Source organism: Lactococcus sp. EKM203L, assembly GCF_011800585.1.
Taxonomy (GTDB): Bacteria; Bacillota; Bacilli; order Lactobacillales; family Streptococcaceae; genus Lactococcus; species Lactococcus lactis.
Map to the genome: position 1 here is coordinate 22,765 of NZ_JAALEQ010000002.1, position 15,550 is coordinate 38,314.

Here is a 15,550-nt window from a genome sequence, read left to right on the forward strand (position 1 = left end):
ATTTATCATTCATAATCAATCATAATTGCCCAAGCTCCAGGACCTGTATGAGTGGCAATTGTCGTGTTGGTATCTAAAATTGAAATAGGTTTTTCAACAAATTTTTGCAAAACTTCTTTCGCTTTTTGTGAAAATTCTAAACCTTGAGCATGAGAAATTCCAATTTCACGGATTTTACGTCCAGAACTACTAATAGAATCTGAAAGTTCTTCAAGCCATTTATAAAAAGTTTTACTTCCACGTCCACGTAAAAGAGTATTCAATTCACGGTCTTTCAAAGTTCCAATAACGCGAACTTGTAAAAGACTTCCAAATAGTCCTGTCATTCGACTGACACGACCACCTTTAACCAAATTTTCTAATGTTGAAAATCCGATAAAAAGCTCTGTATTTTCTCGAATATATTTAATTTTTTCTAAAATTTCTTCTTTAGATGCTCCTGCTTTTGCTAGGCGCGCTGCTTCAACCACTTGGAATTTTTGTGCTTGGTCAGTAAAGTCACTATCAATGACCGTTACGTTACGACCTGAAAGCATTCCCCCTTGGCGTGCTGCTTCTACTGTTCCTGACAATGCTTCTGTTAAATGAATGGAGATAATCTCATCATCCTCAGCAGCAATTTTTTCATAAACCTCGGCAAAAACACCAACTGGTGGCTGACTTGTTTTAGGCAAGTTTTTTGATGCAGCCATCTTGACCATGAAATCTTCAAACTTCAAGTCGTCGTCTGAATACATTGTTCCATCGATCGTTACTGACAACGGAACAATAGTAATGTCAAGTTCACGAGCAATTCCTGGCTCAATCGTAATGGATGAATCTGTCACAATTTTTATTGGCATATTTACTATCTGAACTCCCATTTTTCTCATAAGAGAAAGTCGGCAGTCCAATTCCTTTTCTATACAATTTGTGCTATCATATATTATAACAAATTTTCAGTTGGAAAGAGCAAAAAAGGTTGATAATATTATTTTTTTGATTCCAAAAACAAATTAAAAATTGCTCAAAAGCTGAATAAATCAATAAATTGGAGAGACCAAATGGAAGAAACACAAGGTTCAAAAACCTATCAGATTCTCAATGAGATTTTCAATGCAGTTACTCATGGAGCAGGAACTGGTCTAGCAATTGCAGCATTAGTTCTCCTTGTCATTAAAGGTGCCGCATCTGGTTCTGCACTTGAAGTGGTTGCTTTTACAATCTATGGAGCTTCGTTAGTCATTCTTTTTCTATGTTCAACTTTAGCGCACAGTTTACATTTTACTAAAGCAGTCAAAGTCTTTCGAGTTTTTGACCACAACGGAATTTTCTTTTTGATTGCTGGAACTTATACCCCTTACTGTTTAGTTGCTTTAAACAATTGGCTAGGTTGGATTGTCCTAGCAGTTATTTGGATATGTTCTATTTTAGGGATTGTTTTAACATCAATATACTTACCAAAATGGGGTAAAACACCAAAATTATCAACCGTTTTATACGTCGTTCTTGGTTGGATGATTTTAATTGTCATTTATCCTTTATGGAACGCCCTGCATCCCGTAGGTTTCTGGCTTTTAGTCGCTGGTGGCGTTGTTTATTCTGTTGGAGCACTCATCTATCACTTTAAATTTCCTTTTGCCCATGTGGTATGGCACCTCTTTGTTTTACTGGCTGCAATGCTCATGTTCTTCTCTGTTTACCTTTATGTGGGATAAGATAAAAAACCGTTCGGATGAACGGTTTTTTTATTTATAAATACCAGCTATAACATACCCTTCCAGCCTTTTTTGTAAAATCTCCGATTCTTCCACATAAATTTTTGTTTGGATTGTTTTTTTCAAATTTGAATAGTGAAGAATCACTTGATGAGAGCCCGGAAATTCACGCAAAATTTGTGAAATTTTTTGATTATACTTCTCATCTTTTAAATTTAGCCAAAGTTTTCTATCCGTTTCCAAAGCTGGGCTTATTCGGTCAGCAACCAGCTGTAATTCATCATTACGTTCTGTTACTTTTCCACTGATGAGATAAAATTTTTCTTGTTCAAGCTCACTTGAAAATTGACGATAAATCTCTGGAAAAAGTGTCACATCAAAATTTTCACGACTATCAGATACTGTTAAGAAGGCCATTGTTTGCCCCGTCTTTGTCCGATGCGTTCTAATGTAATTGATTTCAACCAAGATAGTCATTCGTCTATTTTTCACAAGTTGAGCAAGTGGTGTAAAATTACCTTCAAATCTGCGAGCTAGATTTTGCAAAGGATGTGGTGTTACCCCAATTCCTAATAAATTTTTTTCAAAATCGTATTTTTCGGTTTCTGAATAATCTTCTGCCTCATGATAGGCAAAGCCCCCACCAGAACTTGCCATAAAAATATCATCACTATAATAATTTAATAAATTAGCATGGTCAGCCAAATTATAAGCTAATTTCCCTCGATTTGAATCTGCATAATCAAAGGCTCCAATCTGAATCAAAGGGAGAATGTTTTCTTTTTTATGAAAATTATTAGGTAATTTTTCGACAAAGTCTGCTAAATCTTTATAGGGTTGATTTTCAACAATCCATTTTGCTAAATCACGAGAAATTCCTTGAACGTGAGCCAATCCTAAACGAATCTTTTTATTTTTTACAAAATCGCCAATTTTCATCAGATTGATGCTTGGTTTTTCTATTTCAAACCCATTTTCTAACGCATCTAAAATCATTACTTCACGTTTGCGATCACGTAATTGAATTTCATAAAATTCATCAGGAAAATGTGCCTTAAAATAAGCAATTTGAAAAGCAAGTGCCCCATAAGCAAAACCGTGTGAACGGTTAAAACCATAATTAGCAAAACGTTCAATTAAGTCATAGATTTCTTCTGCTTTTTCTTTAGAATGGCCATTATGGCTTGCTGAATCTAAGAAATCTTCACGCAACTTTTCTAACTCAGACCCTTTTTTCTTAGAAATTGCTCGTCTAAGAAGGTCAGCTTTCCCAAGAGAAAAGCCAGCAAAAGCTTGAGCCACCTGCATAATTTGCTCCTGATAAATCATAATTCCGTATGTTGGCTTTAAGATTTCACTAATAGAATCATCCACAGTAGGCACAATTTCTTTCCCATGTCGTCGAGCAACAAATTGTGGAATAAACTGTGATGGACCAGGACGGAAAATTGAAGTTGCATCAACAATATCATCAAATTTACTTGGGGCAAGATTTCTTAAAAAACGTCGCATTTGTGGATTTTCAAACTGAAAAATTCCCATGGTATTTCCAGCCCGAAAAAGGGCCAATGTGTCTTCATCTTCCAAATTTATTTTTAGTGGATCAATATCAATTTTTTGACGTCTTTTCACCAAATCACGTAATCTAGAAATTATTGTTAAATTACGTAATCCCAAAAAGTCAATTTTCAAAAGTCCAATTGCTTCAACATCTGGCGCCTCATATTGCGTCAAAGCCAAATCTTCTGACGGTTTTAATGATACATAATTCACCAAAGATTCTTCAGAAAGAACGACACCTGAAGCGTGTGTTGAAGTCTGACGGGGCATTCCCTCAATTCGTCTTGCAACTTCATAAATTCTTTTCAATTTTCCATTTTTTAACACTTCAGCTTTAAAACGTTGATTATTTTCATACTCATCAGCCAAAGTTCCAAAACGACGCACAAGCATCCGAGTCAAATTGGATAATTCAGCTTCAGTCATTCCAAAAGCTTTACCAACATCTCTAAGCGCCTGTCTTTTACCCAAGGTTGAAAAAGTAACAATTTGTGCGACATGGTCTGAACCATATCTGTTTTTCATATAGGCCAATAATTCAGCACGACGGTCATCTGGCATGTCAATGTCAATATCGGGCATGGCGACACGTTCTGGATTCAAAAAACGTTCGAAGAAAAGATTATGTTGAACAGGGTCAACTTGTGTAATTCCTAAAACATAGGCAACTAAAGAACCGGCCGCTGAACCACGCCCCATTCCACAATAAATTTCTTGTTCACGGGCATAACGCAACAAATCCGCGACAATCAAGAAATAGTCATCAAATCCCATTTGATGAATGACTGACAACTCTTTTTCTAAACGTTCTTGATAAACTGACAAATCTTGCAAATTTACTGACGAGACTTCTGTCAGTAAATTTTTTTCTTCAAGTCGAGCTGACAAACCTAAAGTCGCTTCTTCTCGTAAATGTTCAACTGCCTGTCTCTTCTTATCGAATCTAGGAAGCTCCAATTTTTCATCGAACTGATAAGCAATCTTTGCTGTTAATGCTGACAGATTTTTCAAAGCCTGTGGAAAATATTTCAGGAAGTAAGTCTCATAAGCTTCTGGTCTTTGAAGAAGTTCATTAGAACTGATTGTTAAACTTTCATCGAAAGAAACTCCATCACGCACTGCATGCAAAATTGCTAAAATTTCATTATCAGCAAAATTCAAATAGCGAATAGCAGGAAAAGGAAGTGTTGGTAAATTAAATTTAGCCCCTTTATCTGTCAGTTGATCAATCCCAATAAAAGCTTCATCAGCTACTGACGAAAGTTCTGTCAGCTCGCTCAAACTTCCGTAAGTTTCAGGAATAATCAAGGCGATTCCTGATAAATGATTTTGAATATCAGAAAATTGACGGCGTCCATAGTTATGAAGCGTCGAAATCCGAAGTAAGTTTTTATAACCTTCAGTATCTTTAGCAATAAAAGAAAAAGCAATTGGTAAACCCCGCCATTCAAAATTTAGCTCAATACTAATAATGGGTTGCAAATTAAATTTTTGAGCTTTTCTGACAAAACGAAAAGCAGCATGAAGATTCCCAACATCGCAAATTCCAACCGTTTGATAACCTAAACGGTGCGCCGTTTCCAAATAGTCATCAACTTTAACGACACTATCTAAAAAACTATATTCAGTTTTTGTATTCAAGGGTGCAAACATATTTTCCTCCTTTCTTGCTAAAACGACTGGTATTTCTTAATTAAAAGATATTAATTTTATTATACTATATTTTAGCTTGAACTTGGGATAAGTTTAGACAAACTAAGAACAAAAAAAGCGTCAAATTTTAGTTATTAAACGCAAACAAAAGTAATTAAATTTAACTAAATTGATATCAAAAAACAACTTAACGCCTGAAAACGTCCAACATTTTTGACATTTTTTGATTTTAAAACTGCTTTCATTCTTATTTTTAATTCGTTTTTATTACAAAAAACTAAGATGTTTCACCTTTTTATTAATCGTAATAAAAAAATTATAAAAACTAAAAGAATCCTTTAACAACAGCATTTATAGGTTATAACTTAGCAATTTGACGAGAACTTTTTTTTGCACTATAATGAGCAAGCCATGTTTATTTATTACTAATTTTTAATTAAACAATCACTAAAACTAAAAATAGAATGGGAAAGGTGTAATGACAGTGCTAGTATTAGCTGGAACAATCGGAGCAGGAAAAAGCTCTTTAACTGAGATGTTGGCGGAGGAATTGAAAACACAAGCTTTTTATGAGAGTGTTGACGATAATAAAGTTTTGCCATTATTCTATGAGAACCCTCAAAAATATGCCTTCTTATTACAAATATACTTTTTAAATAAGCGATTTGATTCAATCAAAAGAGCCTTGTCTGATAATAATAATGTATTAGACCGCTCGATTTATGAAGATAGTCTGCTTTTTCATTTGAACGCCGATTTAGGACGAGCAGATGAAACGGAAGTCGAGGTTTATGATGACTTACTTAACAATATGTTGGAAGAAATTGATAGTTTATCTTTCAAAAAAAGGCCTGATTTACTCATTCATGTCAAAGTTTCTTTTGATAAAATGCTAGAAAGAATCAAAAAAAGAGGACGTCAATTTGAACAATTGGAATACGATCCAAGTTTATATGACTACTATAAAGAATTAAATAGCAGATATGATACTTGGTTTGAAGACTTTGATATTTGTCCCAAAATCCAAATTGATGGCGATAAATATGATTTTGTGGAGGACGAACAATCAAAAATTCATGTTTTGCAACAAATCAAAGAAAAATTAAAAGAAATTGAAGGAGAAAATAATTAATGAATGTCACCGTCTTTCTTTCTTCAAGAGATGGAAAAAATCCAATCTATAAAGATACAAGCGAAAAATTAGGAATATTACTTGCTAAATCAGGCCATACCCTCGTCTATGGTGGTTCCGAAGAAGGATGTATGGGAATGGTCTCAGATGCAGTCATTCGTCATCAAGGTAAAGTTATTGCCGTTTATCCTGATGGAATTCTCCCTTTAGAACCACCTCGTCAAAATGCCAGTCAACTTTATTTAACAAGTGGAATGGATGAGCGCAAACGTAAACTCATTGATTTAGGAGAAGCTTTTGTCATTTTAGCTGGTGGATTTGGGACAATGGAAGAAAGTTTTCAACTTTTAACTGAGATGTCTATCAACCAAACCGCTGTCCGCCCAGTCATTTTTGTTGGTCGAAAATTTTATCAACCTCTTTTTGACCTACTGCGCTTGCAACTTAAGGAAGGAATGATTTCTAAAGAAGTCATAGATGCCATTTCTCTTGTTGATACCGCCGAAGAAACCATAGAATTATTAGGAGATTTGAAACTTGAACAAGTTGTTTAATCAAGCAGTTAACGTTTACCTTGCCGCACCATTTTTTAGTGAAAGTCAAATAAAAAAAGTTGAACTTTTAGAAAATGCACTTTCAAAAAATAAAACAGTAGCAAACTTTTTTAGCCCAATGAGATGTCAACATCCTGAATCTTTACCACAAGAAGTTGAAGCTTTTACCCCTGAATGGGCCAAAGCGACAATGGAAGATGATGTAAATGAGGTAAATAAAGCAGATATCATTGTTGCAATTGTTGATTTCGATCATCAAGATACTGATTCTGGAACAGCTTGGGAGCTTGGCTACGCCATTGCTTTAGAAAAACCAACCTATCTTATTCGTTTTGAAGATACTATTCCAGCAAATATAATGCTCACTGAGCGAAATAGAGCTTTCTTCACCCAGATTGAACAAGTTGAAGAATATGATTTTTTAGAGTCTAAACTAATCCCATATAGTGGAAAATACCAATAGTAAAGAGATAAGTACCTGCTTATTTTTATCTTCTCCTTTATATATAAAATTTGAAATTTGTCATAATTTGTACTATACTATAGGCGGATAGAAAATAATGGAAAGAAGCGTAAATATGAAACTTATTGTCACACTTTTTTGGTCGCTTGCTCTTGGACAAGTTGTAGGTTATGTTGCAACTGCTCTTGCTGGCGTTCCAGACCCTGAACTTTGGACAACGATTATCTCGCTTATCTTTGGTCTTTTTGTATATCTTTTCCAAGCTGTAGCTGTGGAAAAAGAGGCTAAAGCAAACTAAATTACTGATATTTTATCAGGTTCTTTCGCTAAAAAGTGTTTGAAAATAAAAACTCTTGCTCTGCAGGAGTTTTTATTTTAGTCCTGAGGCTTGCAAATTTCTTAAAATACCTTATAATTTAATATGGACATATTTAAACTGTCCTTTAAAAACCTAAATGAAAGGAGAGCGCTCAAGCTTTGAAAGGTCGACCCAAACCCGCAATTATTATGATTACTTATTCTGTCAAATTGACCAAGAGTAGATTGGCGCTCTTCTTGTGCCAACTTTTTGATTTTAAATCAAAAAACTTGACCCATTTCACAAAATAAGAAATTAGATTTTACAAGCTTGAACCATGCTATAAAATGGCTCCAACTCCAATTAATAAAAATAAAGTCGTCTGTCTTGTTAACGGTCGTGTTCATCGCCGGTCAGGAGGAGATTTCCTTGAGAATCTTGACCCTAGCCTTCAAACCGTTATCATGCGCGATTACCCAGAAGCAACCAGTCATGATTTCATCTGTAATGAACATCAGGTTAAATTCCGTTTGGAGGTCTTAGATACCCTTTTTCATCTTGACCTGCAAAAAAACTTTACCGTTAATGATTTACTTAATGAAGAATTAACTAAGGCAAATTTTGAGATTCATGACGTGGAAGAACAACTTCAAACCCAAGAAACTATCGGTGAACGTGTGGCTGATAAAGTTACTGAATTTGTCGGTTCGTGGGCTTTCATTCTAACTTATCTTGGAATTTTAGTCGTTTGGATGTTTGTTAATGTCTCTGGTATTTTCGGAGTCGAGTGGGATAAATATCCATTCATTCTCCTCAACCTTTTTCTATCGATTACGGCCGCAATGCAAGCCCCTTTGATTATGATGAGTCAAAATCGTGCTGCACACCATGACCGCTTGTCTGCTAAAAATGACTTCCAAGTCAATGTTAAATCAGAAAAAGGGGTAGCTGCCCTCCATGAAAAACTTGACCATTTGATGATGGATGATCAAGCTTCAAATATGCAAATTCAAAAAATTCAAACCGAAATGCTTGGAGATATCCAAATTCTTCTTAACGAAGTTTATCAACAAAACCAAGATATTCGTGAGCGTTTGGATGATGTCGAAGATCAACTTGATGATTTTGAAGAAACCTTTGATAGTTTTGAAGAAACTCTTGACAGTATTGAAGAAAATACTGACGATGAGGAAGAAGAAGACATGGCTAATTCTGATTAAAAAAGTCTGTTCAAATGAACAGGCTCTTTTTTTAACTAAAATAATCTATTTTTTCCTGAATTTCACAGACTGATTGTTTGAGCTTAACTTCTTCTTCAAAAGTTAAGGGAAATTTTACAAGGGCCTCTACTCCCTCTTTACCAATCAAAACAGGGGTAGAAATATAGGATTTAAACTTTTCATCATAATGTGAACAGATAGCAATACTCTTAGCATCAGAAAGCACCAGATTCATCAGAGATACTGTTGCTGCAGCTATGGCAACATTAGTATAACCTTTCGTATTAAAGACAGCAAAGCCTCCTTGACGCGCTTTTTCTTCTAGATCTTCTAAATCTAGATTTTTTTCTTTAGCAATCTCTAAAAAAGATTGTCCCCCAACTCTGACCGTTGACCAAGCGGTAAATTGTGAGTTTCCATGTTCTCCAAGGACATATCCTTCAATAGCCCGCCCATCAATCTTTAATGCTTTACTTACTTGTGCTTTCATTCTTGCAGTATCTAAATATGTTCCCGTTCCAATAATATGACTTTGAGGGAGGTTCAGTAATTGAGAATAGAGATTGACAATCACATCATTTGGATTAGTTGTTGCAATCAGAATTCCTTTGAAATTAATCCTATTTAATTGCTCAGAAACTTCTTTAATTTCTGGAATATTTGCTTTTAATTCTGTAAAACGGTCTCCGCCAGGTTTGATTAGTTCAATATGGCCTAAGGTCGATAAAATGATATCGGCATTTACTAAATCAGTATATTCTCCAACATAAATTTTGACATAGAACGGCAAAAGAGAAAGGGCATCTAGCAGGTCTAGAACCTCTGCTTCAGCTTTTTCTCTTTTTTTATCAATAATGACCAACTCATCTACAAGACCTCCTTGAACAATATCAAGAGCCACCGTTGCTCCAACATGACCACAACCAATTAGACCTACTTTACGCATCTTTTCACCCCTTTTTCTTCAGATTTAAATTGAATCTATTATAATACAAAAAGTATGGGAAAACAAGCTATATTTTAAATATTCTGATTATTTAAAACAAATAAAGAACCTCCTAATCTCGGAGGTTTTTTAGCCTATATTATTTACTATTTTCAACCGCTACACGAATGAATTCTGTGTAGAGTTCTTCTGGACGGTTTGGACGTGATTGCAATTCTGGGTGATATTGACATGCCACGAAGAATTTTTTATCAGAAAGTTCAACGATTTCAACCAAACGGTTATCTGGTGAAACTCCTGAGAATACGAAACCAGCTTTTTCAAAGTCTTCACGGAATTTGTTATTGAATTCATAACGGTGACGGTGGCGACGTTGAACCACTTCAGCATCATTGTAGGCTGCTTTAGCGCGTGAGCCATTTTTCAATTTAGCTGGGTAAAGTCCAAGACGTAGTGTTCCACCCATGTCTTCAACATCAACTTGGTCACGCATAATGTCAATGACTGGATATTTTGTTTCAGGGTCTAATTCAAATGAATGAGCTCCTTCAAGTCCAAGAACATTACGAGCGAATTCAACTGCTGTCAATTGCATTCCAAGACAGATTCCAAGCATTGGAACGTCATTTTCACGCGCATATTTAATGGCTGCAATCTTACCTTCTGTGCCACGATGACCAAATCCTCCAGGTACAATAATCCCTGCAGCATCACCAACAAGATCAGCAACATTTTCATCAGTTACATCATTAGCATTAACCCAGTTAATATCAACTTCGGCATCAGATGAATAACCTGCATGTTTAAGCGCTTCAGTCACTGAAATATAAGCATCTGGTAATTCTACGTATTTACCAACCAAAGCAATTTTTACTTTTTTCTTGAGGTTCATGACATGGTCAACCATTGCTGACCATTCTGTCATATCTGCTTTTGGTGCATCAAGTTTTAAATGGTCACAAACGATTTGGTCCATATTTTGTGCTTGAAGGTTCAATGGAATTTGGTATAAGTGTTCAACATCAAGCGATTGAATGACTGCTTCTGGTGCTACGTCACAGAACATCGCAATTTTATCACGCATTTCTGTCGTGATTGGAACTTCACTACGTAATACGAGCATGTTAGCTTGGATACCATATTCACGAAGTGTCTTAGTCGCATTTTGGGCGATTTTAGTTTTCAATTCTCCAGCAGCACGCAAGTGAAGAATTGGAACAGTGTGAATGTACATGACGTTGTCCGCACCAACTTCGGCTTTCATCTGGCGTAAAGCTTCAATAAATGGCAAGCTTTCCATATCGCCAACCGTTCCACCAACTTCTGTGATAATGATATCTGCATCAGTTGTTGTTGCTGCACGTTTAATTTTTTCTTTCAACATGTTAGTCACATGCGGTACCATTTGGACAGTTGCTCCGAGATATTCTCCCTTACGTTCTTTACGAAGAATCTCACTGTAAACTTTACCGGAAGTAACATTTGAATATTTATTTAAATTGATGTCAATGAAACGTTCATAGTGACCAAGGTCAAGGTCAGTTTCAGCACCATCATCAGTAACAAAGACTTCACCATGTTGATAAGGGCTCATTGTCCCTGGGTCGATGTTAAGGTATGGGTCAAATTTTTGGACAGTGACTTTAAGCCCACGATTTTTAAGCAAACGACCGAGCGATGCCGCTACGATCCCTTTACCCATTGACGAAGTACCACCACCAGTGACGAAAATATACTTAGTTGACATCTAAATCTCCTCTAATCTTTTTACAAAACAGAAATAACTGGGAAAAACAAAAACAGCTCCCCAGAGGGGAGCCTACCGTTACTGATTTTTTATAATAAAAAACCAGTGCCCGAAAATAATTATATCTGATTTTTCCTTTTTTGTCAAAAGTCTGTTTTTTTATTTTTCATGAACCATTGTAATATCAGATTTTTTCTTTTTATTTGTATTAGAAGCTATAAGCTTCACTTCTTTTTCAATTCAGAGCTTCTAAAAAATCTTCTTGTAAATTATTTTTAAATGCAATACCAAAATCTTCTAATACTTTTTGAAGCGCATATAGACTGTAAGCCACTTTATTTGGTCTCGCATTCTCTCCCATGTGCCCAATTCTTAAAACTTTACCTGCCAAATAATCAAATGATCCTGTGATCATCACTCGATAGTTCTCACGCATTTTCCTTAAGATTTCTTGATCATTCAGACCTTCTGGCACTTTAATAACAGAAACGGTGTTTGAATAGCCATTCTGCAAATAAAGTTCCAAAGGAGAATTTTCAATTGCTTGTCTTGTCGCATGACCAATCATCGCATGACGTTTCAAGATTTCTTGGTCGGCAAGAAGATTATCTATCGCTTGGTCTAATCCATAGATATCAGAAATTGGCATGGTATATGGAAACCATTTTTTTTCATAATAATCTTTAAAAGTAAGGAGATTACAATAAAAACTTGCGATGGGGCTTTTTCTCTCTGTCATCGCTTGATAAGCCTCTGTTGAAATAGATGCAATTGTTAAGCCTGGTGGAGCTGAAATCACTTTTTGAGAGCCACCAAGAGCGATGTCAATTTGCCACTTATCAACTTGTAAATCTTCACCACCCATCGCCGCAACCGAATCAACAACGGTTAGAATTCCATATTTTTTTAAGAGAGGACAAATGCTTGAGAGGTCATTTAAGACGCCTGAGGGTGTATCACAATGAACGACTGTTGCATATTTAAAGTCATGGTCTTTTTCTAAAAATTTTTCTAGAATTTCTAAGGAAAATGCTTCTTTTCCTGAACTCTCCAGTAGAATTGCTTCACCTCCGTAAAGCTCAATGAAATCACTAAAGCCATGACCAAAAATACCATTATCAAGCACAAGTACGCGGTCACCTTTTTCGGTTAACGAAGCACAAGCCGCTTCCAATCCTAAAATTCCTTCACCAGCTAAAACTCTGACATCGTTTTTGGTTTTTAAAAATTGAGCAAGTTTACTACAAGTTTTTTTGTAAAAGTCATAAAAATCTAAATCAATATCCGGATTCGTTGTTGCCTTTGCTCTTGCTAATCGAACATTTTCAGCCACCTCAGTCGGACCTGGGGTCATGATTAACATCTCTTTCATTTATTTGTACCTCGCACGTTCTCCACCAATGAGTTTAGGACGTGATTTAAGAGCTGTTACATGAGCGCCACCAAGTTCTCTTAAAATTGGACGGACGGGAATTTGGACGTGCTTTACGTGCATTCCGATACTAGTATCACCAATATCTAAACCGGCTTTGGCAACAATATGTTCTACCTCAACTGGAGATTTAAAGAGCTGGTAGGCGGCAACTTGACCACTTCCACCAGCGTGGAGTTGCGGAATCACAGAAACGATTTCCCAGTCTTTTTTTTCGGCTAATTCTTCTTCAATGAGTAGGGCACGATTAAGATGTTCACATGCTTGGACCGCCAGATAAATTCCTTTGTCTGACAAGGTCTTGTGTATGACAGAAACAATGACCTGACCGATTTCACTAGAACTGGCATGGCCAATTAAACCACCATTTACTTCTGATGAAGATAAACCAAGAACAAAGACTTGACCAGCTTTAATTTCTGTTTGTTTTATGACATCATCGATAATGACTTGTGTGTCTTTTTTAAGCTTTTCTAAATCCATTTAAAATACCTGTCCTTTCAATGAGCGGGCTCAAGACTTTTGCTAAAGCAAAGCCAACCACAACTTGAATAATATTTACCCAAAGTCCCCCAATGGCTGAACCCCAGCCATACATTAATCCACCAACAATAAAATATCCTCCAACCATAAAGACAAGACTGACCAAAAAGTTAAGCCATTTGTATCTTGTTAATCCTGCGAGATAGCCTTGCCCGCCATGAATAATTAAGCTGAAAAACATGTAGTTACTGTAGCCTGCAGTCAAATCAAGTAGAAAGGCTGCAAAGCCCCCAACTATTGCCGCCTCTCGTTTACCAAATAGAAAGACTGCTGTATAAATTCCGACATCCAAAAGAGTTAATATATTACCGGCTGAACCTGGAATAGGGAAGGTAAATAGGCGACCTAGAACAAAAGTGACTGCTGTCCAAATCGCAAGTAAAGTTAATTTTTTGATATTTCTGTTGTCCATGAGTTTCATCTCCTACTTTTCCTAGAAGTTTGGTTTACTTTTGGAAATTTATTTTTTATTTTGAAAAACACCATATTCATTTGCATTTTGAATGGCTTGATAAACGAAGTCTTTTGCATTCTTGACTGAATCTTTAAAGAGGTGATTATAAGCCATATTAGCCGCAATCGATGAAGCAAAGGTACAACCTGCTCCGTTGTTATTATTTTCTATAATCGGGCTTGATAATTCATAAAAAGCTTTTCCATCATAAGCAAGGTCAATGGCTTGTTTTTGGTCAAATCGATTTCCTCCTTTGATGACGACATTTTTTGCTCCAAAATCATGCAAAAGTTTGGCTGCTTCTTTCATCTCTGATTTACTTTTTACTGACAGCCCTGTCAGTATTTCTGCTTCTTTGAGATTCGGGGTAATTACAGTCGCCAAAGGAAAGAGTTGGCTGATGAAAAGGTCACGCATTTCATTGACCGAATAGTCAGCATTTTCTTTAAAAACAATGACTGGGTCTAATATAATTGGAGTATCAGATTTCACTGACAGAGCTGTCAGCCAGTTTTTGGTCAGTTCAAGTATTTCTTTATTGGGTAATAGTCCTATTTTTATGGCTGAAAAGTCCACATCGCTTAAACTTTCCAACTCTTCTTGAAAGAGTTCTTTTTCTACTGGATGAACAAAAAATTTATCTTCTTTGACAGTTACAATGCTTGTTAAGGCGCAAAAGCCATAAAGCCCATTGGCTGCAAAAGTCGCTAAATCAGCTTGCATCCCGCCTCCGGATAGGATATCTGAACCTGCAATTGTTAGAATTTTTTTGCTTTCATTTAAATTCTTTGGCATCTTCTCTCCATTAATTTTACTGACAGTAGCTTTTAGATGTCAGTATTTTCCACATATTTGACTTCTTTCAAATATAAACCTTCAGGTGCTGCTGTTGGTCCTGCAAAATCTCTATTTTTAGAGGTCAATATTTTATCTATTTGGCTGACAGGCATTCGGTCATTACCAATTTTAATGACTGTTCCAACCATGTTTCGCACTTGTTTATACAAAAAGCCATTGCCACGAAAAATAAATTTGAAATTTTCTTCGTCAAGACGGATAATTTCTGCCTGATAAATCGTTCTTACTTTGTCATCAACTGATGAACCCGATGCTGTAAAACCTGTAAAATCATGTTCTCCAACCAACTTTGACATTGCTTCTTGCATCCGCTCAAAATTAAGTGGATAGCGAAAATAGGCTTTAGAATGTCTTTGAAATGGACTTCGTGTAATTGAATTTTCTAGATAATACTCATAGGTTTTTTCATGCTTTTGATATCTTGCATGCCAATCATCTGGGACAAGTTCCACTTTTTTTACTGCAATATCTGCTGGGGTTTGAGTGTCTAAACCAAATCGCAGACGTTCCAAATCACGAACTTTACCCTTTAAATCAAAATGAATGACTTGACCAAAAGCATGAACTCCAGAATCTGTTCGGCCTGAGCCTTGTAAAATAACTGGCTCAAAAGAATTTAACTTCGTCAGTATTTTTTCAATTTCTTTTTGAACTGTTCTTTGATTTGTTTGGCTTTGAAAACCTGCAAAATCTGTGCCATCATAGGCTATTGTGGCTTTGTATCTTGTCATTTTTCTATTATAGCACAATTTTTATTAGGACTTTATTTTCTTTTTTTATAATGGTTTATCCTTTTTTAATATGTTTCTTTTAAATTGCTTTTCGTAAAAAAGTATAAAAAAATGCCCCACTACGAAGGTGGGGCGAGGTTTGGCACCATGATCCGAGGGGGATTCGAACCCTCGACCGTTCGCTTAGAAGGCGAATGCTCTATCCAGCTGAGCTATCGGACCAAATTATTTCTGTCAGTAAATTTTTAAGCTAAAATTACTG

The 15,550-nt window shown here is 35.9% G+C and carries 15 protein-coding genes and 1 tRNA gene; 6 read left to right on the plus strand and 10 right to left on the minus strand.

Annotated features, from left to right (window positions below; translation table 11 throughout):
- Positions 1 to 5 precede the first annotated feature (5 nt).
- Entirely contained in the window at positions 6 to 842 is an 837-nt protein-coding gene (locus HFD15_RS03325; protein WP_014570388.1) for a DegV family protein, read from the minus strand.
- A 201-nt stretch (positions 843 to 1,043) separates the two neighbouring features.
- On the opposite strand from HFD15_RS03325, the gene HFD15_RS03330 reads away from it, so the two are divergent.
- Complete coding sequence (locus tag HFD15_RS03330) at positions 1,044 to 1,697, plus strand: hemolysin III family protein (protein WP_021464201.1); 654 nt, start codon at positions 1,044 to 1,046, stop codon at positions 1,695 to 1,697.
- A gap of 30 nt (positions 1,698 to 1,727) precedes the next feature.
- Here the strand turns inward: HFD15_RS03330 and HFD15_RS03335 are convergent, their stop codons facing one another.
- Positions 1,728 to 4,910, minus strand: a complete 3,183-nt coding sequence (locus tag HFD15_RS03335; protein WP_058208086.1) for a DNA polymerase III subunit alpha — start codon at positions 4,908 to 4,910, stop codon at positions 1,728 to 1,730.
- Between the two features lie 478 nt (positions 4,911 to 5,388).
- Between HFD15_RS03335 and HFD15_RS03340 the strand changes: the two genes are divergently transcribed.
- From HFD15_RS03340 to HFD15_RS03360, 5 genes are all read left to right on the plus strand, one after another.
- Positions 5,389 to 6,042, plus strand: coding sequence for a deoxynucleoside kinase (locus HFD15_RS03340; RefSeq protein ID WP_003131506.1), 654 nt, complete (start codon positions 5,389 to 5,391; stop codon positions 6,040 to 6,042).
- Positions 6,042 to 6,596: a TIGR00730 family Rossman fold protein gene (locus tag HFD15_RS03345; protein WP_003131507.1), complete on the plus strand. Its 555-nt coding sequence runs from the start codon at positions 6,042 to 6,044 to the stop codon at positions 6,594 to 6,596. The genes HFD15_RS03340 and HFD15_RS03345 overlap by 1 nt, the downstream gene beginning before the upstream one ends.
- On the plus strand, positions 6,580 to 7,059 hold the full coding sequence (locus HFD15_RS03350; RefSeq protein WP_058208088.1) for a nucleoside 2-deoxyribosyltransferase: 480 nt from the start codon (positions 6,580 to 6,582) through the stop codon (positions 7,057 to 7,059). Before HFD15_RS03345 ends, HFD15_RS03350 begins: the two co-directional genes overlap by 17 nt.
- 97 nt (positions 7,060 to 7,156) lie before the next feature.
- Entirely contained in the window at positions 7,157 to 7,357 is a 201-nt protein-coding gene (locus HFD15_RS03355) for a YjzD family protein (protein ID WP_012897261.1), read from the plus strand.
- 347 nt (positions 7,358 to 7,704) lie between these two features.
- Positions 7,705 to 8,577, plus strand: coding sequence for a DUF1003 domain-containing protein (locus tag HFD15_RS03360; RefSeq protein WP_039114668.1), 873 nt, complete (start codon positions 7,705 to 7,707; stop codon positions 8,575 to 8,577).
- 31 nt (positions 8,578 to 8,608) lie between these two features.
- Here the strand turns inward: HFD15_RS03360 and HFD15_RS03365 are convergent, their stop codons facing one another.
- From HFD15_RS03365 to HFD15_RS03400, 8 genes are all read right to left on the minus strand, one after another.
- Positions 8,609 to 9,523, minus strand: a complete 915-nt coding sequence (locus tag HFD15_RS03365; RefSeq protein WP_058208089.1) for an L-lactate dehydrogenase — start codon at positions 9,521 to 9,523, stop codon at positions 8,609 to 8,611.
- Positions 9,524 to 9,662: 139 nt separating this feature from the next.
- Positions 9,663 to 11,270 (minus strand): CTP synthase, encoded by a 1,608-nt coding sequence (locus HFD15_RS03370; RefSeq protein ID WP_015425877.1) that lies wholly within the window; start codon positions 11,268 to 11,270, stop codon positions 9,663 to 9,665.
- Positions 11,271 to 11,505: 235 nt separating this feature from the next.
- Entirely contained in the window at positions 11,506 to 12,642 is a 1,137-nt protein-coding gene (locus tag HFD15_RS03375; RefSeq protein ID WP_039114661.1) for an alanine--glyoxylate aminotransferase family protein, read from the minus strand.
- The gene (locus HFD15_RS03380; protein WP_039114660.1) at positions 12,643 to 13,185 is read right to left on the minus strand and encodes a TIGR01440 family protein; all 543 of its coding nucleotides are present in this window, start codon (positions 13,183 to 13,185) and stop codon (positions 12,643 to 12,645) included.
- Complete coding sequence (locus HFD15_RS03385) at positions 13,166 to 13,666, minus strand: ECF transporter S component (protein ID WP_167593324.1); 501 nt, start codon at positions 13,664 to 13,666, stop codon at positions 13,166 to 13,168. Before HFD15_RS03385 ends, HFD15_RS03380 begins: the two co-directional genes overlap by 20 nt.
- A 39-nt stretch (positions 13,667 to 13,705) precedes the next feature.
- Positions 13,706 to 14,494: a bifunctional hydroxymethylpyrimidine kinase/phosphomethylpyrimidine kinase gene (locus HFD15_RS03390; RefSeq protein WP_023188975.1), complete on the minus strand. Its 789-nt coding sequence runs from the start codon at positions 14,492 to 14,494 to the stop codon at positions 13,706 to 13,708.
- A gap of 32 nt (positions 14,495 to 14,526) precedes the next feature.
- Complete coding sequence (gene truA / locus HFD15_RS03395) at positions 14,527 to 15,288, minus strand: tRNA pseudouridine(38-40) synthase TruA (RefSeq protein WP_058204098.1); 762 nt, start codon at positions 15,286 to 15,288, stop codon at positions 14,527 to 14,529.
- A 148-nt stretch (positions 15,289 to 15,436) separates the two neighbouring features.
- Positions 15,437 to 15,510 (minus strand) — tRNA-Arg (locus tag HFD15_RS03400).
- Between the last annotated feature and the right edge of the window lie 40 nt (positions 15,511 to 15,550).